Consider the following 19,728-nt stretch of genomic DNA (forward strand, 5'->3'; position numbering starts at 1 on the left):
ATCTTCATTCTTCTGCAACATACCTTTATTATGAGAAATAACTACTTCAGCCAGCGGTGGACCGCCCTGGCCTTGCTCTGGCTGCTGCTCGGCACGGCCTTCTCGGCCCGGGCGCAGGTGTACTACACGCTCAACGACGGGAGCGCCACCACTACGCTCGACCAGCTGCGGCGCGTGAACGCGGACGGCACCGGCGACGTGCTCATCAAAGACAACTTCGTGCAAACCGCCGGCCCGTTGGAGGTGGACCTGGCCAACAACCGGGTGCTGGTGGCCGACACGCGCGTGAGCCAGGTCTCGACCAGCCTGACCAACACCAAAATCGTGGCCGTGAGCCTGGCCCCCGGCAACGCCGCGACCACGCTCATCACCCCCACCTACATCGCCGGCTCCACTGCAACCACCCTCGCCGGCCTGGCCCTGGACAAGGTGAACAACGTGGTGTACTACACGCTCAACGACGGGGGCGCCACCACTACGCTCGACCAGCTGCGGCGCGTGAACGCGGACGGCACCGGCGACGTGCTCATCAAGGACAACTTCGTGCAAACCGCCGGCCCGTTGGAGGTGGACCTGGCCAACAACCGGGTGCTGGTGGCCGACACGCGCGTGAGCCAGGTCTCGACCAGCCTGACCAACACCAAAATCGTGGCCGTGAGCCTGGCCCCCGGCAACGCCGCGACCACGCTCATCACCCCCACCTACATCGCCGGCTCCACCTCCACCGTCGTCAGCGACTTTTCGGTGGACAAGGCGAACAACGTGGTGTACTACACGCTCAACGACGGGGGCGCCACCACTACGCTCGACCAGCTGCGGCGCGTGAACGCGGACGGCACCGGCGACGTGCTCATCAAGGACAACTTCGTGCAGGCGACGGGCGCTACGGTGCTGGACGCGGCCAGCAACCGGGTGCTGGTGGCCGACGCGCGCGTGAGCCAGGTCTCGACCAGCCTGACCAACACCAAAATCGTGGCCGTGAGCCTGGCCGCCGGCAACGCCGCGACCACACTCGTCACCCCCACCTACATCACCGGCTCCACCTCCACCGTCGTCAACGGCCTGGCCCTGCCGGAAGCCGTTGCGCCCACCGTCACCACGGCGGCGGCCACTACCATCGGCACCACCAGCGCCGTGCTCGGTGGCAACGTAACGGCCGACGGCGGCGCCACGGTAACTGGGCGTGGGGTGGTATACAGCAGCACAGCCACCACGCCTACCATCGGCGGCAGCGGGGTGACGCAGGCGGCCAACGGCTCGGGTGTGGGCACGTTCTTGACCACCATTTCGTCCCTGACGCCCGGCACTACCTACTACGTGCGGGCCTACGCTACCAACTCAGCCGGCACCAGCTACGGCAGTGTGGTCAGCTTCACGACCACGCCCAACGCGCCGGTGGTAACCGCGCCGGCCAACGGCAGCTTGCTGAATACGACCACGCCGACCTACGCGGGCATGGCCCTGGCCGGCAGCACGGTGACGGTGTACGTGGACGGCACGTCCATCGGTACCACCACGGCCACGGGCGGCAGCTTTAGCCTGGCCCAGCCCACGGCCCTGGCCCAGGGCTCGCACACGGTGTACGCCACGGCCCAGGCCAGCGGCTCGGCCGTGAGCGCCAACTCCACCACCAACACCTTTACCATTGACACGGTGCGGCCCTCGGTGGCCATCAGCTCCTCAACGGCCGCCAATACTGGCACGAGCAGCGCGGCGACGTTCGCCTACACGGTGACTTTCTTGGAAGCCGTGACGGGCTTTGTGGCGGGCGATGTAACGGTGACCAACGGCACGCTTTCGGGCTTCGGCGGTTCGGCCACGACCTACACGTTCAACGTGACGCCGACTGCCAACGGGGCGGTGACGGTGAACGTGCCCGCCAACGTGGCCCAGGACGCGGCCGGCAACGGCAACACGGCGGCCCCGCAGCACAGCATCACCTACGCCCAGCCGGTAACAGCCGCGCCAGCGGTAAGCGCGCCGGCTCACGTGACCCTGATTAACACCAGCACGCCGACCTATTCGGGCACTGCCGTGGCCGGCAGCACCGTCACCGTGTTTGTGGACGGCACGAGCATCGGCACGACTATCGCCAATGCGAGCGGCAACTGGAGCCTGAGCCAGCCCACGGCACTGTCGAACGGGACGCACACCGTGAATGCCACGGCCCAAAGCAGTGGCAGCGCCGTGAGCCCCGTGAGCAACACCAACGGCTTCACGGTCGACACGGTGGCTCCGGTGGTGACCATTGCTTCCTCGACGGCGGCCACCGGCGGTTCGAGCAGCAGCAGCCCGTTTAGCTACACGGTGAGCTTCTCCGAGAGCGTGGGCTCCAGCTTTATAGCTGCCGATGTGACGGTGGGCAACGGCACGCTCAGCAATTTCCAAACGGCGAGCAGCTTCAGCTACACGTTTAACGTGACGCCCACGGCCAACGGTGCGGTGACGGTGAGCGTGGCCGCCAACCAGGCCCAGGACTTGGCTGGCAATGGCAACACCGCGTCCTCGACTTACTCCATCACTTACACCGCCCCGACGGCGACGGTGGTATCGGTGACGCGCAGCACGCCTTCGCCGACGGCCACGGCCACGGTGAGCTACCAAGTGACGTTCTCAGCGGCAGTGACGGGCGTTTCGACCAGTAATTTCAGCCTGACGACAACTGGCGCGGTGGCCGGGGCCAGCGTGACCAGCGTGGCGGGCTCGGGCACGACCTACACCGTGACGGTGAACACGGGCACCGGCGACGGCACCCTGCGCCTGGACGTGGCCAACAACACGGGCCTCTCGCCCGCCGTGACGAACACGCCCTATACCCTTGGCCAGGTGTACACCATCACCAAGAGCTTCGCCGCCAGCCCAACCCTGTCGATTCAGGGCGCCGGCAGCCCGAGCGGGGGCAGCGACGTCACGGCCTTCGTGGACGTGGTGCAGGTGCTCAGCGGGGGCTCGCCCGTCGCCAACGCCCTGCTTAACCCCAGCTTCGAAACCCACGATGCCCTGGCCAACGGCAACTACGGCTACAACCCCACGGGGGCCAGCTGGACGTTTAATCCCAGCTCGGGCATTGCCGAGAACGGCAGTCCGTTTGGCCCGGCGACGCCCCCGAGTGGCATTGCCGTCGCCTTTTTACAGAACGGCGCGAGTGCCATTGCGCAGAACCTGGCCGTGCCCACGGGCAACTACCAGGTGCAGTTCCAAGCTAACCAGCGCGCCTGCTGCAATACAAATGCAAGTACATACGACCAAATACTGAACGTGTACCTCAACGGGGTGTTCATCGGCACCATTCAGCCGGGCACTAGCTCGTACAGCACGTTCACGTCGGCTGCGTTCAGCGTGACGGCCCCGGCCCTCGTGGCCACCATCAGCAGCCCCGCCGGCACCTCGGGCAGCTCGACGTCGACCGCGCCGATTCAGTACTCCGTGACTTTCTCGCAGAGCGTGGGCACCAGCTTCACGGCTTCGGACCTGACGGTGACCAACGGCACGGTGTCGGGCTTCGCGGGCAGCGGCAGCGGCCCGTACACCTTCAACGTGACGCCGACAGCCAACGGCGCGGTGACGGTGAGCGTGGCCGCCAACCAGGCCCAGGATGGCAACAACACGGGCAATGACGCTTCCTCGACTTACACCCTCACCTACACGGCCCCTGCCACGTTCACCAGCTGGACCGGGGCAGTTTCGACCGACTGGTTCACGGCCGGCAACTGGAGCAACGGCGTGCCTACGGCCACCCTGGATGCCATTATCCCGGCTGCGGCCCCGCGCATGCCCAGCATCACGGCCGGCACGGCTACCACGAAGGCGTTAACCCTAGACGCGGGGGCCACGCTCACCCAGACCGGAGGCACGCTCGACGTGCGCGCCGACCTGACCAACAACGGCACCTTCCAGCCCACGGGCGGAACGGTGGCGCTGGGCGCGACCACGCTGGCCAGCGTGCTGGGCAGCAGCAACACCCGCTTCTGGAACCTGACCATCGGTGCCAGCGGAGCGGGGTCGGGCACGTCGGCCAGCACGACGGTGCAGCGCCTGTTCACCCTCAACGGCCCCTTCACCACCAACGGCAACCCGCTCACGCTGGAATCGAACGCCACGAACACCGCGCTGGTGGTGAACACCAGCACCGCCAACGCCATCGTCGGCAACGTGACGGTGCAGCGCTACATCGCGCCGGACCTGAACCCCGGCCCGGGCTACCGCCACTACAGCTCGCCGGTGAGCAACGCGACGGTGGGGAGCCTGGCCACGGCCAGCTTCACGCCCGTGGTGAACCCGACCTACAACACGTCGGCCACGCCCACCGCTGAAACGCCCTTCCCCACGGTGTACTTCTACGACCAGGCCCGCCTGGCCACGGCCACCAACAACCTGGCTCCCTTCAACAAGGGCTGGACTTCGCCCAACGCGCTGAGCGACCCGTTGACCGTGGGCAAAGGCTACACTGTGAACCTGGCAGCCAGCCAGACGCTGAGCGTGACCGGCCCGCAGAACAACGGCACCGTGAACATGACGCTGAACCGCAATGCCACGGGCTCGGCCAACGCGGTGGAAGCCGGCTGGCAGCTGGTGGGCAACCCGTACCCCTCGCCCCTGGACTATTCGCTGGTAGCCCCTGCGGACCGCATCAACCTCGAAGGGGCCATCTACGTGTTCGAGAGCACCAGCCAGTATAATGGCAGCTACCGGGCTTACGTGAACGGGGTGTGGGGCAACCCGATTCTGGCCCAGGGCCAGGGTTTCTTTGCCCGAGTATCCAATGGCCAGACCAGCGGTACTCTGACCCTGCGCAACTCCCAGCGCCTGACGGCCTACACCAACCCGGTATTCCACCGCACGGCCGAAACCCGCCCGCTGGTGCAGCTCGACCTGCAAGGGGCTGGCAAGGCCGACCCGGTGTACGTGTACTTCGAGAACGGTGCCACCACGGGCATCGACCGCGAGTTTGATGCCGTGAAGCTGCCCAATAGCACCGGCCTGAACGTGTCGGCCGAAAGCGGCACTGAGCGCCTGGCCATCAACGGCCTGCCCGCGCTGGGCACGGCTACCGTAACGGTGCCCCTGACAGTGGGGGTGCCCGTTGCGGGCTCCTACGCCTTTAACGCGGCCCAGCTGCTGAACCTGAGCACCACGCCCGTGTACCTGCGCGACAAGCAGACCGGTGCCGTAGTGGACCTGCGCACGCAGCCCAGCTACAGCTTCATGGTGAGCAACGCCTCGGCGCTGGTTACCGGCCGCTTCGAGCTGGTGTTCTCGCCGCAAGCGGTGCTGGCCACGGCTCCGGCCGCGCTGGCTGCCCAGGTGGGCGTGTACCCGAACCCGGCGACCACCACGGCCTTTGTGGAGCTGCCGGCCGCTTTGGGTCGCGTAGCCGTAGCGGCGGAGCTGATGGATGCGTTGGGCCGCCCCGTGCTGCGATTGGTGCTGCCCGCCCAAGGGGCCGCCGCGCACCGCCTGGCGCTGGGCACCCTGGCCACGGGCGTGTACACCCTGCACCTGGCCACCTCGGCCGGCGTGCTGGTGAAGAAGCTGGTGGTGGAGTAAGCGTTTGCCAATCCGGGGCTGCCTGCCGCGAGCGGGTGGCCCCAATGGCTATTTTTTTAATTGACTCATCCTGTGAAACCCATGTTCAAACACCTTTTCCTGGCTTCGGCCTTGCTGCTGGCCTTCGGGGCGCGGGCCCAGGCCCCGGCCAACGGCGGCCCCACGCCCACGGCGGCCGTGACGGCCGTACCCCTCGACGGCGGCGCCTCGCTGCTGCTGGCCGGCGGCCTGGCCTACGGCCTGCGCCGGCTGCGCCAGCGCCGCCGCGCCTAGCGCTGCCAGCGCTGCTTTGTTGTTTTGCCCGCGCCGCCGCGTTTGGGTTCCCGCCAGGGAGCCCGAACGCGGCGGTTGCTTTGGGAGAATGAGCGCGGGGGTAATTGCCAGGCAGCCGCAATGTGCTGGGTGCGGCCGTTATCAACGAGCGTGGCTCGGCCGAAATCCTAGGCCAACGCGGTGGCCAGCTGCCCGCCAAGTTGGTAGTGCTGGCGCTGCTCGGCGGCGCACCGAAGCAGCTTTCCGTACTTCTTGCGGCCGGCCTCCATCTGCAACGGGGTCAGCTCGTGGACCCATACCTGCGGCTGCTGACCTTTGGCGGGGCGCTTCTGCACGGCGATGAGCACGACGCGGTGGGCACCCAGCGCGTCGGCGTATAGGGCACCCTGGCGGTCGTAGCCGTACTTTTCCACCGTTTCGAGGAACTGCGCGAGGTCTTTGCAGCTGGTGGTTTTGAAGTCTACGAGGGTGCGGCGTTGCTTCTTGGGGCTGTCGATGAGCAGGTCGGGCCGGACCTTCACCGTGAGGCCGGTGGGCTCGTGGGTGGCGGTGTAGGACTGTTCGGCCTGGCCCAGGTAGCAGACGTGGCGCGGGTAGCGGTAGCGCTTGATGACGCGGGCCAAGGTGCCGGCGGCTTCGTATTGGCTGCGGTCCCGGCCGGCGGGCACCTGGGCACCGAGGGCGGCGTACTGTTCGGGTTCGAGGATGGCGCTGTGAAAGTGGGAGCCGAAAGTTAGCGCGGTGGCCATGTAGGGGCTGTTCATGTCGCGCTGGCGGCCCAACAGCTCGTCGGCCAGGTTGCTCAGGTCGGTATTGCTGACGAAGGGCAGGGCGCGGTGCTGCTCCTGGGTGATGGCGGGGTGGTGAGTGAGGTGGGTAAACATGGCGCTACGAAGTGAAAGCGGTGGGCTGTAGGGTTTGGTGGTTGCAGGGCTGGGGGTAGTGGCAGGAGCCGGCGGGGCACTTATTGAGGCGGGCGCAGTGTGGGGCGGGCGGGGTGCCTTCCTGCGGGGCCGTGCGTTTGGCGGGCCGCTTCTTTGCGGTGGGTTGCTGGGGATTCATGGGATGCTGGGAGTTGAAAGCTGGGAGCTAAAAGCAGGGGCCGCAACCGGTGGTGGCGGCCCTACCGGGTACGACCCCTGCGGTACTAGGCGGCTTCGGCGGTGGTCGAGGCGGGGAGTTGCTTGGCGGGGCGCTGCTCGGGCAACTGGTAGCCCTCGGGGATGCGGTAGCCCTGGAGGATGCGCGTGTCGGCCATGCCGGTCAGCGTTTCCTCGCGGTACAAGTCGAAATCTTCGGCAAACTCCTGGCGGGCCTGCACCTCGGCGGGGTCGGCGGCGGTGTAGCTGAACTCGGCGATGAAGTAGGTGGCGGGCTTGCCGTCCTTCTCGGTCTGCTTCTTGATGGGCGTAACGGTCAGCTCTACTTCGGTCAGGTTCAGGTCGTCGTAAAACAGGCTGGCGTTGAGCTTTTGCAGGTTCTCGACGCTGTAGCCGTGAAAGAGCACGGCGCACACGGCCCCGGACTGGTCGATGAAAAACAGCTCAGCCCACACCTTGCGGCCCATGTTCAGGATGTTATCCGAGAACACGCGCAGGGCGACGGGAATAAAGGTGAGGGTCTTGCCCAGCACCTCCTGGCCGTTGAGGTTGAACACGCCGGCTTTGAGGTCGGCGCGAATCTGGCGGGGGTGGCCGGGCAGGTACTTGAAGCGGCTGGTTTCGGTGACTTCGCCGGTGGCTTCATCCACTGAGGCGGTGAGATAGGCTCGGGTCGGGGTAACTGTTGCGGCTAGTGCGGCGGCGGCGCTGGCGGCGGTTCTGGTGGTGGTTGCCATTGGGGGGGGGGGGTTGGGGTATTGAAAATGTGGGGCCTGTTGTCGGCCGGCCCCATTGCCGTTGGGTTATTTGAATTGCTTGTCGTGGCAGAGGATGGCGCGGCCCACGATGGAGTCCTGGCCGCGGGCCGCGGGCTGGTGCTGGTACCAGAGGTAGGTAGCCAGCAGATTGAGGTAGGCCGGGTGGCGGAACTTGCCTTCGTCGTCAATTATCAAAATCAGCTCGGGGCTGAGGCGTACCACGTCGACCGTGCGGCAATCGAGCAGCTGGTACAATTCGGCCAGCTTGAAGCTGCGGCCGTTTGTGGGGCTGACCGGCTGCGGCTGGGCGCTGTGCGGGTCGAGCAAATGGGGCTGGTAAGTAGTAGCAGTACGGGGCATGGGTCAGGGGTTTTGAGGATTGAAAAGCAGGCTATTGGGGAGCGTAGGCCACGGTGCCGGGGTAAGCATGGGCGCTGGCGTGGAAAAGCTGCACGGCGGCGGCCAGGGCATCGTAGCAGCTGCGGCCGGTGGCGTGGTACTGGCTGGGGCAGCCGGCACCGGCCGGGGTGTGAATGGTGATGTTGTAGCGGGTGCCCTGGGCGAAGGCGTAGCCGCTCACCGAGCAGCCGGGCAGGGGAAAGCAGGCGGCGGCAACCTGCGGAAAGCTGGGAGCAAGGCAAGCGGGCATAGCGGGGGCAGAAGGGGCCCGCGCAACGATGGCGCGGGCCGGTGGCTACTGAATGGGGGTGCCGTACTTGGCGGCGTACTTGGCGCGGACGGCCCTTTCGGCTGCTGCTCTGGGCGAGGCACGGTAGGCGGCGGCAGCGGCGGCATAAGCGGCGCGGGCGGCCTGACGGTGGCGGGCAGCTGCTAAGAGCTTGCGGAAGCGGCCTGGGCCAAACTCATTATCCCGTACCTCCCACAAAGCCCGGTCGGCGTAGTATTTGACCGACTGCGCGCGGGCCAGCACCTCGTAGGGCGTGAGCTGGACCGGGGCCTGCATGGTGGCCGCCCCCACTGCGGGAGCGGCCGGGGCGCATGGGCTAAGCAGCATGAGCCAGCTCGGAAGCGCGGACGTAGCAGCACCCGCACTGGCCTAGCGCGTCGCGCCCCTCCTGGCACACCACGCACACGATTTCGGGGGCCTGCTCCTGTGCTGGGGCCCCACTGAATGCCTGCTCTGCCGCCGACAACACGCGGGCGGCGTGGCCCTCGGCGGCCTCCGCCAGCATGACCGCGCCGGCGGCCTGCTCTTTGGCGGCCTGCGCGTAGTGGGCCACGGCTGCGGCGATGGCGGCAAAGGGGCACGAAAGGCCGCATGAGAAATAGCCTGCCCAACCGTACTCGGTGCCGGCCTGAGCGACGAAATAGTGAACCCCGAACTGCGGGCGGCTGACGGGGCCGGTGATGCTGACGTGGACGCCTGCGGTATGAAGTGCGGGACCACACCAGGCGGCGGCGGCCAGCTCTGCGAATTGAAGATGAGTAAACATGACCTGTAAGTGATAGGTGGTGTGCAAATGCGGTGCTGGCCGGGCCCAACCTGCTCCGCAAGCGCGTGGCGCGCAAGCCTCTCTTGCGCTACTATACAAATATACGCAAAAAGGTGGAATAAGTACGCTATTTTACAATAAATAATGAGGAAATGTAGAAGAAAATACAGGCAAAAGTAGTATCTTTGAGTATGAGAAATGTGCAAAAAACAGTGGTGGCTGTGGTGGGAAGCCGGCGCGTGACAAGCTGCCCCGCGCTACTGGCCCGCCTTGATGCCCTGCTGGCCGCTGGCGAGCTGCACCAGGTGGTGAGCGGCGGCGCGGCGGGCGTGGACCGCATGGCGGCCAGATGGGCGGCCGGCGCTGGCGTGGCACTGCTGGAAATGCTGCCCGACTACCGCGCCCACGGCCCGGCCGCGCCGCTGGTGCGCAACGTGGCGATAGTGGCAGCGGCCAATGTGGTGATGGTGGTGTGGGACGGGCAAAGCCGTGGCACTCTGGACGCCGCCCGAAAAGCCGCCAAGCTGGGCAAGCGCGTGGAATGGCTGGGCGCACCCGCGCCAAGCGCGGCACCAGTGCCAGGCGGGCTGGGCCTGTGAGCCCACCAGGGCCGGCGGTGGTGGCCACCCCTGACGGTGGCAGCTGCGCACGGTGTAGTGGCTGCTGGCGCAGGGGACCCCTACGGGGCAGACCCAACAAAACACTAAATGCCCTTGGCCAGGGGGCACGGGGGCCGGCCGTGAGGCCCCCGGTGCGCGCGTAGCCGCACCATGCGCCCGAAGGGCACCTTATGAAGGTGTAGCGGCCGGTTTACGGCTGCGGAGCCCGAGGCAATGCAGAGTGAAACGGAGCATATTTCGGGGGTGCGGGGGACTCCCCGCTGGACACACGCCCGCAGGGCACCTAATTCAGCCAGGGGCCGCTGCTGCCGCTGTGGGAGTCTGTGCTTCATCTAGCCGCGCCCTGGCTTTGCTTCCGCCGAAACTGACGTTACTCCAGCGGGCTTCAGAATTGTGCGTGGGACACGGCCAGTGCCCCAAAGGGGTCTCCCGCGCATGGGAGATGCTGACCATCGGGAAGCGGCGACCTTGCGCATTGGCAACCTGAGCCGGTGCGGTGGGCTAGCGTCTGGTTAGGGCAGCGAGAGGCCGGCCGAATGAAGGGACGGGCTGCCGGCAAGCGGAGGCACGGAGCGCAGTCCGGCCGCTCGGCCCGGAATGAGGTGGGCCGGGGCGTGGGTTTGCGGTAGGGGTAGCTGGCTGACCAACGGAAAGCGTGCTGCCCCGCTGACGGTGTTTCTGCTGCTTCCGCATGACCAGTGGCGGGTTGGGAGAGGCTGGCCGACTGTCGGGAGGCGGGCCTGCCCCGGAGGGGTCCCCGGTGGCATTGGTAGGGGCGGCTGGCTGACCATCGGGAAGCGTGACTCCCCGTTGGCGGTGGTGCTGCAGCTTCAGTGCATCAGGAGTGGGCGCGCAGCCAGAGCGCGGGACGGGGCGCAGCGGCGGGGCGTAGGGCCCATAGTGAGCGATGGAACGACCAACGGGAGAGAGGGAGAGAACGGAGGGCTCCGTAGCCCCGATGCGAAGCCGCGGCCGGCGCGGGCGATGGGCATTGGTAGGGGCTGGCTGCGCCTTTTCCCGGCGCTGCCTGACCCGTTGCCGGTCTGTCACTGGGGAGTCGCTGGGTAGCTGCAGAAGTGCGCAAGGGATGGGAAGGGCGCGACCAAAGGGAGCGGTGCGCAGCACGGAAGCGCAGCGGACCCCTGGACAGCCCGACCCCGGAGCGACCATCGGGAGCGGAGGGGGTGCGCCCAAAATAATCCTATCAGTGGAATCTTATAAAACAGTCAGACTTAATATGCGCTTTAGCGTAAATTTGTAGATAAGCGCAATTCACCTTTTAGACTTTTGTAAGCCATGCTGTTCAGTAGCTCAAAACTTGGCCACATCGGCCAGATAATCAGTACCGGTGCGGTCTGGGAAATCGGTACTTCGGCCTTCACCCCTCCTACCGCGAACGAGATTGAAACCTTCGTGCACGTCGTTATTCAGGTAGTGGTGGGGATTGTGACAATTTATGCGACCGTGCGCAAGATGTTCCAGAAGCCAGAATCGGTGGTGAAGCTGCCGGCCGTGGGCTCGGTTGTGGCACCGCCTGCGCCACCTGCAAGTGCTTCCGTTGCGGCCTCCCCTACCGACACTGCTCATGTCGCCGAGTAAGCCCGCCGTTAGAGTCGCTCCTAGGGCGGTGCGAGTGGCACCAAAGCTAATGTCCGCTGGGCTGAAGGTTCAGGCGGCTCGGCTGGCTCAGGCTGTGCCTGCCTTGCGGGAGGCTTATAGTCAGGCGCTGGCCCGCTGGGTCGGGGACCCGGTGCTGCGGCTGTTGGCGCTGCCCATCATCACCGAGTGCTACCGGAGCCCGGAGCGTCAGGACGAGCTGTACAAGCAAGGACGCAGTAAGCCGGGGCCTATCGTGACTTACAAGCGTGGGGGCGAGTCGAACCATAACAAGCTGCCCACGCCGGCACTGGACGTAGCCTTTCTGCTGCCTGACGGGGAAGTGTCGTGGTCGGGGCTGCTGCTCTCCAAGTTTGCCCGGTTGATGAAGGCCGCCGATGCGCGGGTGCATTGGGGCGGTGACTGGCCCAAGTTCAAGGACAGGCCGCATTTCGAGGTTGTGGGCTAACCCTATACCTTCTTTTTTCTTCAACTTTTCAACTCTTTTCACTCATGAAGCTCTGGCAAATACTTGTACACGCGGCCGTCAATGTGATTTTACAGCTCGTGGATAAGAAGCGTGACCGGGCCGGCAAGTAGCCGAGGCCTGCACCACCATAAACAACGGGGCCAGCTGGCCGGGCATGATGTCCGACTGGCTGGCCCCGTTGTTTAATTGCCATCCTACAGCATACCTACAGGCTGTAGAATAGCTGCGTCAGCAACGACTTTTGAAGGCTTTATCGTCTTTTTAGTCCTGTTACGTGCTGCGTTGATGTGAGCTTGTACGTGCTCAGCAATGGCCTTAGCCATTAAGGGCGGCACTGCATTCCCAATTTGGTTGTACTGCGAGAGGTAGTCTTCAGCCTCTCGACCGCGCCGAGCCAGCAGCTTGCTGGAAACTTGGGTGCGCTTGCCTTGAAAGCAATAACTGTCTGGGAAAGACTGTAGCCGGGCAGCCTCACGGGCGGTGAGGTTGCGAGGCTGCATTGGGTGAATAAATGTCGAGTAGAATGAAGCAGGTATGGTGTGAGAAATCATATCTGGCCTCAAGTGCCGATGGTTCGAATGGTAAGCAGCCTCAGAGAGTTGCACACTGTTGCTGCGCTCTCTTACTCGGTATAGCTCATCCATGTCCTCGATTTTTGTTCCCGCTTGGATTTGCCGAAACCGCTCAACTACCCGCGGATGATGGTGCATTGCCGCGTGGTTATAGAGAACTTTATTGTCTCCGCGTGCCCATTGCTGGTACTCGGTAAGGGGCTGGCTAAGCCGCCCATAGGACTGCCGCTCGGAGCCCTCTCCAGCTTGAATCTGCGGTAAGTCTGATAGAGCCTGCCAAACGGTGATAGCAGGCTTTAGTGGCTCTAGGTCAAGCTCATTCTGCCTAGCCACAGTAAAATGCTGTTGCTTAGGAGGACCTAGTGGCCCGTACAATGACCCTACGATAAAAACGCGATGGCGCATTTGGGGAACACCAAAGTTGGCTGCATTTAGTTTCCATACCTGAACATGGTACTTCTCTTGAAACTGCGCCTTTATGATGTCTATAACCTTCTCGCCTTGAGCATTCTTCCTAGTTAGAATACCACTCACATTCTCCATGACGAAAACGTCTGGCTGTAGTGCATTTACCCAACTGGCAAAATTGAGGAAAAGAGTATTACGCGGGTCGTTGGGGTCCTTAGCGGGGCCAGCGTTGCTAAAGCCCTGGCATGGCGGGCCTCCGATAATTACATCTGGCTGGGTAGTACCAGTGGCAGACCTCATCGTGTTTGCAACCTTGAATTCCCGTATATCTTCCTGAATGACTCTAGTGCTTTTACCATGATTGTGCCGAAGCGTATCAGCGGCCCACTTATCATGCTCCAAGCACGCCCGCACATCATAGCCAGCCATGCGGAAGCCCTCACTGAATCCCCCGGCTCCCGCAAAGAAGTCTACAACAGATAACTTAGCCATTTTTCTACAGTATTGCCTCAGCAAAGGTCGGAAAGTAACGGTAAACTTGCTTATACTCCAACACATCCTCTGGCCGCAGCAGAGGCGTAAGCCTTTTTTCGTTAGGCTTCGGTGGGAGAATGTTGCCGTCCACGTCGACATCCGTGTGCAATACAGAGTCAAGCCAGCTAATCTCCTTAAGCGTTAGCGAGGGAGTATTGATATTGAATGGCATAGCTCCGCTCCTGATGAATGGTAAGTTAGCAGAGTTGATTGATGATAGGATGCCGGCATGGTCAGCGCTCAAATCGGTAATAATCCAGCCTATCGTCAGCATAGGCACGCCATCCTGGTACCGAAAATTCATTACTTGGTGAGACGATACGCGTTCGCCTACCGGAGCTGCTCCATTGCGCTTAGAAATTGTATCCTTTACCTCAGTATCTAAGATATGATGGCAAAGCTTTATCAACTCGTCGGTAGAAAGGTTGATATTCTGTGTACCAGGAGGAATATTAGTGCGACTAAGCCAGTGCTGAAGCCTCTTAAAACGAAACTCCTTGGTGCTCCCGTTGAAGCTACTTGGCTTTTCATCAGCCTTGACGTTTACTGAAATCATGACAAGTGAACCAGGTAGGGCTTTTTGCATTACGATACCCAAGTCACTTATATAACCATCTGATAATCTTCCATCATAATCCAGCCACACGACGGTCTTAGCAGCCCAATAATCAGCTAATTCGCCAAGTCTATCTGCGGCAGTGCCGTATTGTAAATCAATGCAGGAAAAAGGCTTATTGAACTCGAACCTGTTTTGTACATCATCATCATCTACAACACCCGCATCTTTTTCAATACTGCACATATTGGTAATCCCCAAAGAACGATGGAACAACACAAAGTCAGTGAAGAAAATCGAGCCGAACCCGATGTACGAATAGGTGTCAATCGGAGCAAAGGGGGTTAGTCGGCGCATTAACTCGCATATCATTTTGCGCTCAATAGCCTTCGCTGGGCGGAGACTATAATTTACGAATTCGTAGCTAGCCATTACTTCTACTGGACTTCATTCTCATAGAAATACTCGAAGGTCCTTTGCCCAACCTCAGGTAATGTGTTGACATTAAGCACCTTCTTAACCCGGTCAATCCTAGTCTTGGATTCCTCGTACCTGATGACCTGTTGGCTTTTCTTTTGCTTAGCCATCTGTTCCTTTGGTGCTTCGAATTGAGCAGCAATTTGCGGCGAGTCCTTGTTTATGGTGGATAATGCCACGACTTTGGTTTTAGCTATTCGGTCGTGAAGCGGTCTGTTTTCCTCGGGGTTATCCGCTTCTCGTTCTTTTTTAAGGTTGTTAAGAAAGCTGATTACCGGGCGCATCATTTCAATCATCTTAGCCCTTATTCCTTGGTATAGCTTTGAGTCCATATCCATGGAATTTTTTGTCGTATTCCATGGAAGAAGCGAGGCGTCAACTGATGAGATGAAAACGTAGCCACGGAACCGCTCATACTGGTCGTGGTAAATCGGACCACCATCAGACTGCCTACCGGTCCACCCACTCACGGGGCTTTGGTCAGGACCAGTGCCCGTAACTAAACGGTCGTTGCAGAATATATACCACCCTCCATCTGCCAGCACTGGGTCACCTACACCAACGATATATCTTACACTGACCTCAACATCCTTGCCCATCTTATCCATGATGGGAATTGACTGCTCGAAATAACCGCTTGTAAAATCTGGCGAAGTGAGTATTTCTAAAGGCCTTGCAGATAGTCGCTGACCATTTACACCTATCGTTAGTCCCTTTTGAATGTTATAAACATTTTCATTTTCAATTTCAACCGATAGGTTAGTAATAAACTTAGGATTTCCAAATTGTCCCGCCACATCTGGCAATAAATTGGTAATGCTAATCCGAGTGCCTTGCTCTCCAGCTGCCACTGGGGGGGCGTCCTCATCATAATCCGACATTGTGAACTTCCAGTCTGTTTGTTCAGCCCACTCATTAACGTCTACATTTAGGGTAAATGCGTTGGTGCGTGTCCTTGATACTATAGAGAAATTATTGCCTAACTTGAACAGAGCGCGCTTCATTCCAATCCCGAACTGTCCTAATGAGCCCGGCGTTTTATCCGCCTTTGACGAGCGGCCGAACCGAAAAGCATAATTACGCGCGGTTTCTACTGTCATTCCCCCGCAGTTATCCTCAATGATAAACTCTTGTGGATTGGCGGTAATGGTAACTTTCAAAGCCTCATAATCGAATTCGCTTAGCAGTACCTCTGCGTCTTCCTTCACTGTGGCATCACGCTTTTCAAGCAACATGCGTGCTGCATCAACTGAATTATCAACTAAATCACCAATAGCATCCCGTAGAGAAAGGTCGCGAACGAGCATGGTGATGAATAGTTCTTTGGTAGGACTTGCATCAATCCTAATTATAGGAGCTTGCTCACCTTGTACGGGCATAGCATCTGAGTCTTCCGTTGGCATAGTTTTTTGGTTTATTCGTTGATTATGAGAAAAGCAAACTATTAAGGAAAACTCTGCCTTTATGACCTATGGCAGAGAATGGAATTGGGCGGCTTGCTCGCCTGTCACAGACCGAGCGCAGTGCTTTAATGAGCACGATTCGGAGCAAAGACACTAAGCCTGAAATGCTGGTGCGTCACTACTTGCACGGTTTGGGGATGCGCTATAGATTGCATGACACCAAGTTGCCGGGCAAACCTGACATTGTGTTGCCTGGCCGTCGAGTAGTAGTCTTTGTGCAGGGTTGCTTCTGGCACTGGCACGGAGACGCCTGCGGCATCCGACCAGGCAAACCACGCACCAACCGAGCGCAGTGGGAGACTAAGCTTCAAGGCAACGTAGCTCGTGATGAAAAGCACCGTCTGGCACTGCAGGCAGCTGGCTGGCGCGTACTGGTAGTCTGGGAGTGCGAGCTTAAGAGGGGCGTGCGTGGAGCCACTCTGCACCGGCTGACAAGCGAAATCACTGCAGCTGACGACCTTCCCCCACTGGAAATACATTAGCCCAATTGTTGTATCAGAGCTGGTGAACGAGATACTATGAGCTGCTCTGCCTCCAATGGCCTCACTCAGATACCCTCCACCATGTTCAGGCACTTCATGCCGTAATGGGCAAAAATGGCATTGGTGCATGGTAGAAACGCGGTAGAGGGGTATTAAGCAGTCGCGCATAAGTAATGATGCATAGGATTTCGCCTGGCTCCCCCTCTTTTTTGGAGAGGGGGCCGGGGGGTGAGGTTGACGGCCGCGCCGATTGCACGTTTACTTTTGCACGAGTGCTTATCTGGAAGTTAGGGCCAAGATACGTGAAGTGTCTACAACTTAATACACCATCAACTGCAGGTGTTAAGCAAAGCCAATCATGAACGCATGGCGGTTTCCTCTACAACTGGTGCTTTGCTCCCCGTTATATCAACTCGGAATTCACCACACATCCTTCTAACACTACCCCCTCGCTTCCTACCTTGCGTTCACGAACTGAGGCCAGATGTAATGAAAGTCACCCTATACAGGCCGGGCCAAAAGCCTGAAGATGTCCCGGCTGCGGCATTTACAACCCATCTCGAAAGTAGCCAGATAGTGCAAGATGTCGAACACGCGGCGAGGCTACTGGAGTGTACGCCTAACTTGGTTGATGTATTGGCTTGTGGGGTTGGCTACATAGCATATTCAATATTTTATTACGAAGGGGAGAGCAATTCAACTGCAATGGAGGCTGTGGCAGCAATCAGTGGCACAGAGCTAGACCTAACCAATGAGGACGAGGTATTGCAAGGCCCCGTGCTGATAGTTGTAGCCTGAAATCCGGGACTGAAAGCTTAATCATGGCGGTGCTGCAGGTGAAGGCCGCGGCCCTCGAATGACTGTTGGAACTGGGCAAAATCGTAGGCGACGAAGGCCACGCCGCCGGCTTGCTTCAGCTCGTCGAGAAACTGCTTCTGGTCGTCGCGCAGAGTGTCGCGACCGGCTTTGACTTCGACGCCGACGAATACCCCGTCAGCGAGGCGGAAGCCGATGATGTCGGGCACACCGTTGCAGCCCTGGGGGTTCTTCCGCCAGCGGCCGGTTTGCTGTTCGTAAATGCCGCTGGTGTTCTGGCGCCATACTTTGAAGCCGTGCTTGGTGAGGTAGGCAATGATGGCGCTGGTTATCTCGCCGGCTTTGAGGGTGCCGAAGTCCAGCGGCAACTGGTCGTGCTTCTGAGCTATCATGGACGGTACTTTTCCATCAGGTGGGCATTCTCGGCGCGGTGGCGTTTGTCGATAAGCTGCTGGGCCTCGGGGCTGGCCTGCCAGGATTTGCGGGGCTTGCGCTCGGTGGCTTTGCGAACCTCGGCGCGCTGCTGCTCGGCTTCCTGGGGGGTGATGAGGCCGCGGGCCTCGCGGGCCTTGGTGATGGTGAGCTTCTGACGCAGGGCCTCGGCGTTGGGGTGGTCGGCGGGTATTTGCTGGGCCACGTTTTCGAGCATTCGCGGGGCGGTGTCGCCCAACAGCTTCACGTCGGCGGCCTGGGTGCTGGCCCCGGTGGCTTTCTGGTCGAGGTGGCGGTTTTCGAGGTAAGCCGCCTTGCGGGTGAAATACTCGGCGATTAGCCGGTAGAGGGTACTCACGTCGAGCGACTGGTAGAACTTGGTGCCGTTGGTGCGAGCCTCCTTTAGCGCCAGAATTATATCCTTCAGGCTGTCGTGGGTGTAGGTATGGGCCAGCGTGTCGGCCAGCTCCAGAATGTCGGCCGCGTCGGGCTTGTCGGGCACGCGCAGCGAGTCCATGAAGGCGCGCAGCACGACGACCAGCAGCTTGGTCAGGACCGTTTCGCCCAGGCGGTGCCGAAGCTGGAACAGCTTGGGTGCGGCCACAGCCTGGGCCACGGTGAGGCCCACCGATACCTCGGCCAGTAGGGCGCGGGCCTCGGGGTTTGGGGTGCTGGCCAGCTCACGCATCGTACTTGGAGCGGTAGCCAGTTGGAGCAGGCCGTGCTCCGGGGTCGGGGCTGTGCTGGCCAGGCTGGTGCTGGTGGGTTCCGGGGGCGAGTTTAAGGCGGTTGTCAGCTGCATCATTGAGCATGAATTTTTTGGAGGTGGCTACCCAATCGCGGCGCAGGGGCGGCAGGCCGGTTTTCTTGTCGCGCCAGTTGTCGATGAGCTGGTGGTAGTGGCGCAGGTCGGCCAGGGCGTAATCGGTGCCAGTGAAGGCGGCGGTGAAGGCCTCGAAATCGTAGAGGGCCGACTGGCGGAAAGGCAGCTCGGGGAGCGGCGCGCGCCGGCGCGTCTCGTTGGGGCCGGCGGTGGCAGCTGCGCGGATGGTGTTGGCCTGCACCCCTTTTTTCTTTGGCGCAACTTTCTTTTTTGGGGCTGCGCCTGGGTCGTCGGCTGGTAAGTCGGGGTTGAAAACCTCCGCCTTTGAAAGCCCTTCGTTGGGAAGCGCCGCAGGCCCCTTCTTTTTTTTTGCAGTGGCGTCGTCGCCGTTTACTACTACACTGTTTAAGACTATTGTTTTACTTACTATAGTGTCTTGGGCCACTTCTGGCCCCGATGAAACGTCTATCGGGGCCACTTCTGGCCTAAGTGCTTGGGCCACTTCTGGCCCTGGTGGGGGTGTTTTATCTAGGCCACTTCTGGCCTCGGTGGGTGGTTTTACCTGGGCCACTTCCGGCCCGGATAGAATGGACATGTAGCAGCGGCTGTCGGTGTGCTTGGACTTGCTGGGCTGGTAGGTGAGCAAGCCCCAGGCGTCGAGGTCGCGCAGGGTATCGCGGTAGGTGTGGCGGCTGCCGATGCGGGCGGCCTTCATCGTGGCGTCGTGGTCCAGCTCTATGGATTCGGGGAAGCGCTCGGCGTTCCACTGGTGGAATAGAGCCAGGTACAGGCTGATGTGGAGCGGGCGGCTGGCGGGCTGGGCCAGCAGCCACTCGTGGGCGGCGCGGGTGTGTTGGATGTAATTCACCTGCGTTCGTGGTCGGCAATGAATCGGAAGAACAGTTCGGGTATTTCGGGCACTAGGGCGTTGCCAGCGGCTTTGAGGGTGTTGCGGGCCCAATGGCGCGGGTCTTTTTGCCGGTGGCCCGAATCTGCTGGCGCACCTGCTTCATCTCGGCTTCCGTCAGGTCGCACCAAGTGGCTGGGAAGCCCATCATCTCTAGGACAAAGCGGGGGTTGAGTAAATACCCATTCCATGCGGTGGTCGTCTCCGGCAGCAGCCGGTTCGTGATTTCCGCTGCTAAGCCGGGGGCTTTCGCCTTCCGCAGGCGGGACGAGTAGGCGGCTGGGTTGGCCGCGTCGTTGGCTATCGGGGTCGGGAGCAGCTTCACGGCCAAGGCCAACGGCATCCCGCCCTGGGCATAGGGCCGGCGTCGGTTGTATTGGCTGTCGGTGGTGGGCGTGGGCAATAATCCAAACCCGGTCG

The 19,728-nt window shown here is 61.1% G+C and carries 21 protein-coding genes; 7 read left to right on the top strand and 14 right to left on the bottom strand.

Going from position 1 to position 19,728, the window contains the following annotated elements:
- The first annotated feature begins 30 nt into the window (after nucleotides 1-30).
- Both ABD819_RS06040 and ABD819_RS06045 read left to right on the top strand, forming a co-directional pair.
- On the top strand, nucleotides 31-5,547 hold the full coding sequence (locus ABD819_RS06040) for an Ig-like domain-containing protein (protein ID WP_345122077.1): 5,517 nt from the start codon (nucleotides 31-33) through the stop codon (nucleotides 5,545-5,547).
- 81 nt (nucleotides 5,548-5,628) lie between these two features.
- Nucleotides 5,629-5,820: a PID-CTERM protein-sorting domain-containing protein gene (locus tag ABD819_RS06045; protein WP_345122079.1), complete on the top strand. Its 192-nt coding sequence runs from the start codon at nucleotides 5,629-5,631 to the stop codon at nucleotides 5,818-5,820.
- A 167-nt stretch (nucleotides 5,821-5,987) separates the two neighbouring features.
- Here the strand turns inward: ABD819_RS06045 and ABD819_RS06050 are convergent, their stop codons facing one another.
- The 7 genes from ABD819_RS06050 to ABD819_RS06080 form a co-directional block, all read right to left on the bottom strand.
- The gene (locus ABD819_RS06050; protein ID WP_345122082.1) at nucleotides 5,988-6,704 is read right to left on the bottom strand and encodes a PD-(D/E)XK nuclease-like domain-containing protein; all 717 of its coding nucleotides are present in this window, start codon (nucleotides 6,702-6,704) and stop codon (nucleotides 5,988-5,990) included.
- Between the two features lie 4 nt (nucleotides 6,705-6,708).
- Nucleotides 6,709-6,882 (bottom strand): hypothetical protein, encoded by a 174-nt coding sequence (locus ABD819_RS06055; protein ID WP_345122084.1) that lies wholly within the window; start codon nucleotides 6,880-6,882, stop codon nucleotides 6,709-6,711.
- A gap of 85 nt (nucleotides 6,883-6,967) precedes the next feature.
- Nucleotides 6,968-7,657 (bottom strand): hypothetical protein, encoded by a 690-nt coding sequence (locus tag ABD819_RS06060; RefSeq protein ID WP_345122086.1) that lies wholly within the window; start codon nucleotides 7,655-7,657, stop codon nucleotides 6,968-6,970.
- A 66-nt stretch (nucleotides 7,658-7,723) separates the two neighbouring features.
- Nucleotides 7,724-8,038, bottom strand: coding sequence for a DUF3846 domain-containing protein (locus tag ABD819_RS06065; protein ID WP_345122087.1), 315 nt, complete (start codon nucleotides 8,036-8,038; stop codon nucleotides 7,724-7,726).
- A 31-nt stretch (nucleotides 8,039-8,069) separates the two neighbouring features.
- Nucleotides 8,070-8,327 carry a hypothetical protein gene (locus tag ABD819_RS06070; RefSeq protein ID WP_345122089.1) on the bottom strand — a complete coding sequence of 86 codons (258 nt, stop codon included), beginning with the start codon at nucleotides 8,325-8,327 and terminating at the stop codon, nucleotides 8,070-8,072.
- Between the two features lie 45 nt (nucleotides 8,328-8,372).
- The gene (locus ABD819_RS06075; protein ID WP_345122091.1) at nucleotides 8,373-8,693 is read right to left on the bottom strand and encodes a hypothetical protein; all 321 of its coding nucleotides are present in this window, start codon (nucleotides 8,691-8,693) and stop codon (nucleotides 8,373-8,375) included.
- Nucleotides 8,683-9,132 carry a hypothetical protein gene (locus tag ABD819_RS06080; RefSeq protein ID WP_345122093.1) on the bottom strand — a complete coding sequence of 150 codons (450 nt, stop codon included), beginning with the start codon at nucleotides 9,130-9,132 and terminating at the stop codon, nucleotides 8,683-8,685. Before ABD819_RS06080 ends, ABD819_RS06075 begins: the two co-directional genes overlap by 11 nt.
- Before the next feature lie 191 nt (nucleotides 9,133-9,323).
- On the opposite strand from ABD819_RS06080, the gene ABD819_RS06085 reads away from it, so the two are divergent.
- From ABD819_RS06085 to ABD819_RS06095, 3 genes are all read left to right on the top strand, one after another.
- Nucleotides 9,324-9,731 (top strand): SLOG family protein, encoded by a 408-nt coding sequence (locus tag ABD819_RS06085; RefSeq protein ID WP_345122095.1) that lies wholly within the window; start codon nucleotides 9,324-9,326, stop codon nucleotides 9,729-9,731.
- A 1,317-nt stretch (nucleotides 9,732-11,048) separates the two neighbouring features.
- Nucleotides 11,049-11,351, top strand: a complete 303-nt coding sequence (locus ABD819_RS06090; RefSeq protein WP_345122097.1) for a hypothetical protein — start codon at nucleotides 11,049-11,051, stop codon at nucleotides 11,349-11,351.
- A gap of 94 nt (nucleotides 11,352-11,445) precedes the next feature.
- A complete protein-coding gene (locus tag ABD819_RS06095; RefSeq protein ID WP_345122099.1) occupies nucleotides 11,446-11,817 on the top strand; it encodes a M15 family metallopeptidase in 372 nt (123 codons plus the stop codon).
- A gap of 215 nt (nucleotides 11,818-12,032) precedes the next feature.
- Here ABD819_RS06095 and ABD819_RS06100 read toward each other — a convergent pair whose 3' ends face one another.
- The 3 genes from ABD819_RS06100 to ABD819_RS06110 are packed head-to-tail and all read right to left on the bottom strand — an operon-like array spanning nucleotide 12,033 to nucleotide 15,692.
- Nucleotides 12,033-13,310, bottom strand: coding sequence for a DNA cytosine methyltransferase (locus tag ABD819_RS06100; protein ID WP_345122101.1), 1,278 nt, complete (start codon nucleotides 13,308-13,310; stop codon nucleotides 12,033-12,035).
- A gap of 4 nt (nucleotides 13,311-13,314) precedes the next feature.
- Nucleotides 13,315-14,340 carry an O-methyltransferase gene (locus tag ABD819_RS06105; protein ID WP_345122103.1) on the bottom strand — a complete coding sequence of 342 codons (1,026 nt, stop codon included), beginning with the start codon at nucleotides 14,338-14,340 and terminating at the stop codon, nucleotides 13,315-13,317.
- Between the two features lie 5 nt (nucleotides 14,341-14,345).
- A complete protein-coding gene (locus tag ABD819_RS06110; protein ID WP_345122105.1) occupies nucleotides 14,346-15,692 on the bottom strand; it encodes an ATP-binding protein in 1,347 nt (448 codons plus the stop codon).
- Between the two features lie 164 nt (nucleotides 15,693-15,856).
- Here ABD819_RS06110 and ABD819_RS21480 point away from each other — a divergent pair, with 164 nt between their 5' ends.
- Nucleotides 15,857-16,330, top strand: coding sequence for a very short patch repair endonuclease (locus ABD819_RS21480; RefSeq protein WP_425553933.1), 474 nt, complete (start codon nucleotides 15,857-15,859; stop codon nucleotides 16,328-16,330).
- A gap of 489 nt (nucleotides 16,331-16,819) precedes the next feature.
- Complete coding sequence (locus ABD819_RS06115; RefSeq protein ID WP_345122107.1) at nucleotides 16,820-17,128, top strand: hypothetical protein; 309 nt, start codon at nucleotides 16,820-16,822, stop codon at nucleotides 17,126-17,128.
- 17 nt (nucleotides 17,129-17,145) lie between these two features.
- Here ABD819_RS06115 and ABD819_RS06120 read toward each other — a convergent pair whose 3' ends face one another.
- The 4 genes from ABD819_RS06120 to ABD819_RS06135 are packed head-to-tail and all read right to left on the bottom strand — an operon-like array spanning nucleotide 17,146 to nucleotide 19,711.
- A complete protein-coding gene (locus tag ABD819_RS06120) occupies nucleotides 17,146-17,538 on the bottom strand; it encodes a VRR-NUC domain-containing protein (protein WP_345122109.1) in 393 nt (130 codons plus the stop codon).
- Nucleotides 17,535-18,266, bottom strand: a complete 732-nt coding sequence (locus ABD819_RS06125) for a hypothetical protein (RefSeq protein WP_345122111.1) — start codon at nucleotides 18,264-18,266, stop codon at nucleotides 17,535-17,537. The genes ABD819_RS06120 and ABD819_RS06125 overlap by 4 nt, the downstream gene beginning before the upstream one ends.
- Nucleotides 18,259-19,269: a hypothetical protein gene (locus tag ABD819_RS06130; RefSeq protein ID WP_345122113.1), complete on the bottom strand. Its 1,011-nt coding sequence runs from the start codon at nucleotides 19,267-19,269 to the stop codon at nucleotides 18,259-18,261. The genes ABD819_RS06125 and ABD819_RS06130 overlap by 8 nt, the downstream gene beginning before the upstream one ends.
- 52 nt (nucleotides 19,270-19,321) lie before the next feature.
- On the bottom strand, nucleotides 19,322-19,711 hold the full coding sequence (locus ABD819_RS06135; RefSeq protein WP_345122115.1) for a hypothetical protein: 390 nt from the start codon (nucleotides 19,709-19,711) through the stop codon (nucleotides 19,322-19,324).
- Nucleotides 19,712-19,728 lie beyond the last annotated feature (17 nt).

The organism is Hymenobacter antarcticus (assembly GCF_039539545.1).
Lineage (GTDB): Bacteria > Bacteroidota > Bacteroidia > Cytophagales > Hymenobacteraceae > Hymenobacter > Hymenobacter antarcticus.

What these genes read in the sequence shown, in the direction of transcription:
- ABD819_RS06040 (WP_345122077.1), top strand. Translation starts at nt 31, where the DNA reads ATGAGAAATAACTACTTCAGCCAGCGGTGGACCGCCCTGGCCTTGCTC.
- ABD819_RS06045 (WP_345122079.1), top strand. Translation starts at nt 5,629, where the DNA reads ATGTTCAAACACCTTTTCCTGGCTTCGGCCTTGCTGCTGGCCTTCGGG.
- ABD819_RS06050 (WP_345122082.1), bottom strand. Translation starts at nt 6,704, where the DNA reads ATGTTTACCCACCTCACTCACCACCCCGCCATCACCCAGGAGCAGCAC.
- ABD819_RS06055 (WP_345122084.1), bottom strand. Translation starts at nt 6,882, where the DNA reads ATGAATCCCCAGCAACCCACCGCAAAGAAGCGGCCCGCCAAACGCACG.
- ABD819_RS06060 (WP_345122086.1), bottom strand. Translation starts at nt 7,657, where the DNA reads ATGGCAACCACCACCAGAACCGCCGCCAGCGCCGCCGCCGCACTAGCC.
- ABD819_RS06065 (WP_345122087.1), bottom strand. Translation starts at nt 8,038, where the DNA reads ATGCCCCGTACTGCTACTACTTACCAGCCCCATTTGCTCGACCCGCAC.
- ABD819_RS06070 (WP_345122089.1), bottom strand. Translation starts at nt 8,327, where the DNA reads ATGCCCGCTTGCCTTGCTCCCAGCTTTCCGCAGGTTGCCGCCGCCTGC.
- ABD819_RS06075 (WP_345122091.1), bottom strand. Translation starts at nt 8,693, where the DNA reads ATGCTGCTTAGCCCATGCGCCCCGGCCGCTCCCGCAGTGGGGGCGGCC.
- ABD819_RS06080 (WP_345122093.1), bottom strand. Translation starts at nt 9,132, where the DNA reads ATGTTTACTCATCTTCAATTCGCAGAGCTGGCCGCCGCCGCCTGGTGT.
- ABD819_RS06085 (WP_345122095.1), top strand. Translation starts at nt 9,324, where the DNA reads ATGAGAAATGTGCAAAAAACAGTGGTGGCTGTGGTGGGAAGCCGGCGC.
- ABD819_RS06090 (WP_345122097.1), top strand. Translation starts at nt 11,049, where the DNA reads ATGCTGTTCAGTAGCTCAAAACTTGGCCACATCGGCCAGATAATCAGT.
- ABD819_RS06100 (WP_345122101.1), bottom strand. Translation starts at nt 13,310, where the DNA reads ATGGCTAAGTTATCTGTTGTAGACTTCTTTGCGGGAGCCGGGGGATTC.
- ABD819_RS06105 (WP_345122103.1), bottom strand. Translation starts at nt 14,340, where the DNA reads ATGGCTAGCTACGAATTCGTAAATTATAGTCTCCGCCCAGCGAAGGCT.
- ABD819_RS06110 (WP_345122105.1), bottom strand. Translation starts at nt 15,692, where the DNA reads ATGCTCGTTCGCGACCTTTCTCTACGGGATGCTATTGGTGATTTAGTT.
- ABD819_RS21480 (WP_425553933.1), top strand. Translation starts at nt 15,857, where the DNA reads ATGGCAGAGAATGGAATTGGGCGGCTTGCTCGCCTGTCACAGACCGAG.
- ABD819_RS06115 (WP_345122107.1), top strand. Translation starts at nt 16,820, where the DNA reads ATGAAAGTCACCCTATACAGGCCGGGCCAAAAGCCTGAAGATGTCCCG.
- ABD819_RS06120 (WP_345122109.1), bottom strand. Translation starts at nt 17,538, where the DNA reads ATGATAGCTCAGAAGCACGACCAGTTGCCGCTGGACTTCGGCACCCTC.
- ABD819_RS06125 (WP_345122111.1), bottom strand. Translation starts at nt 18,266, where the DNA reads ATGCGTGAGCTGGCCAGCACCCCAAACCCCGAGGCCCGCGCCCTACTG.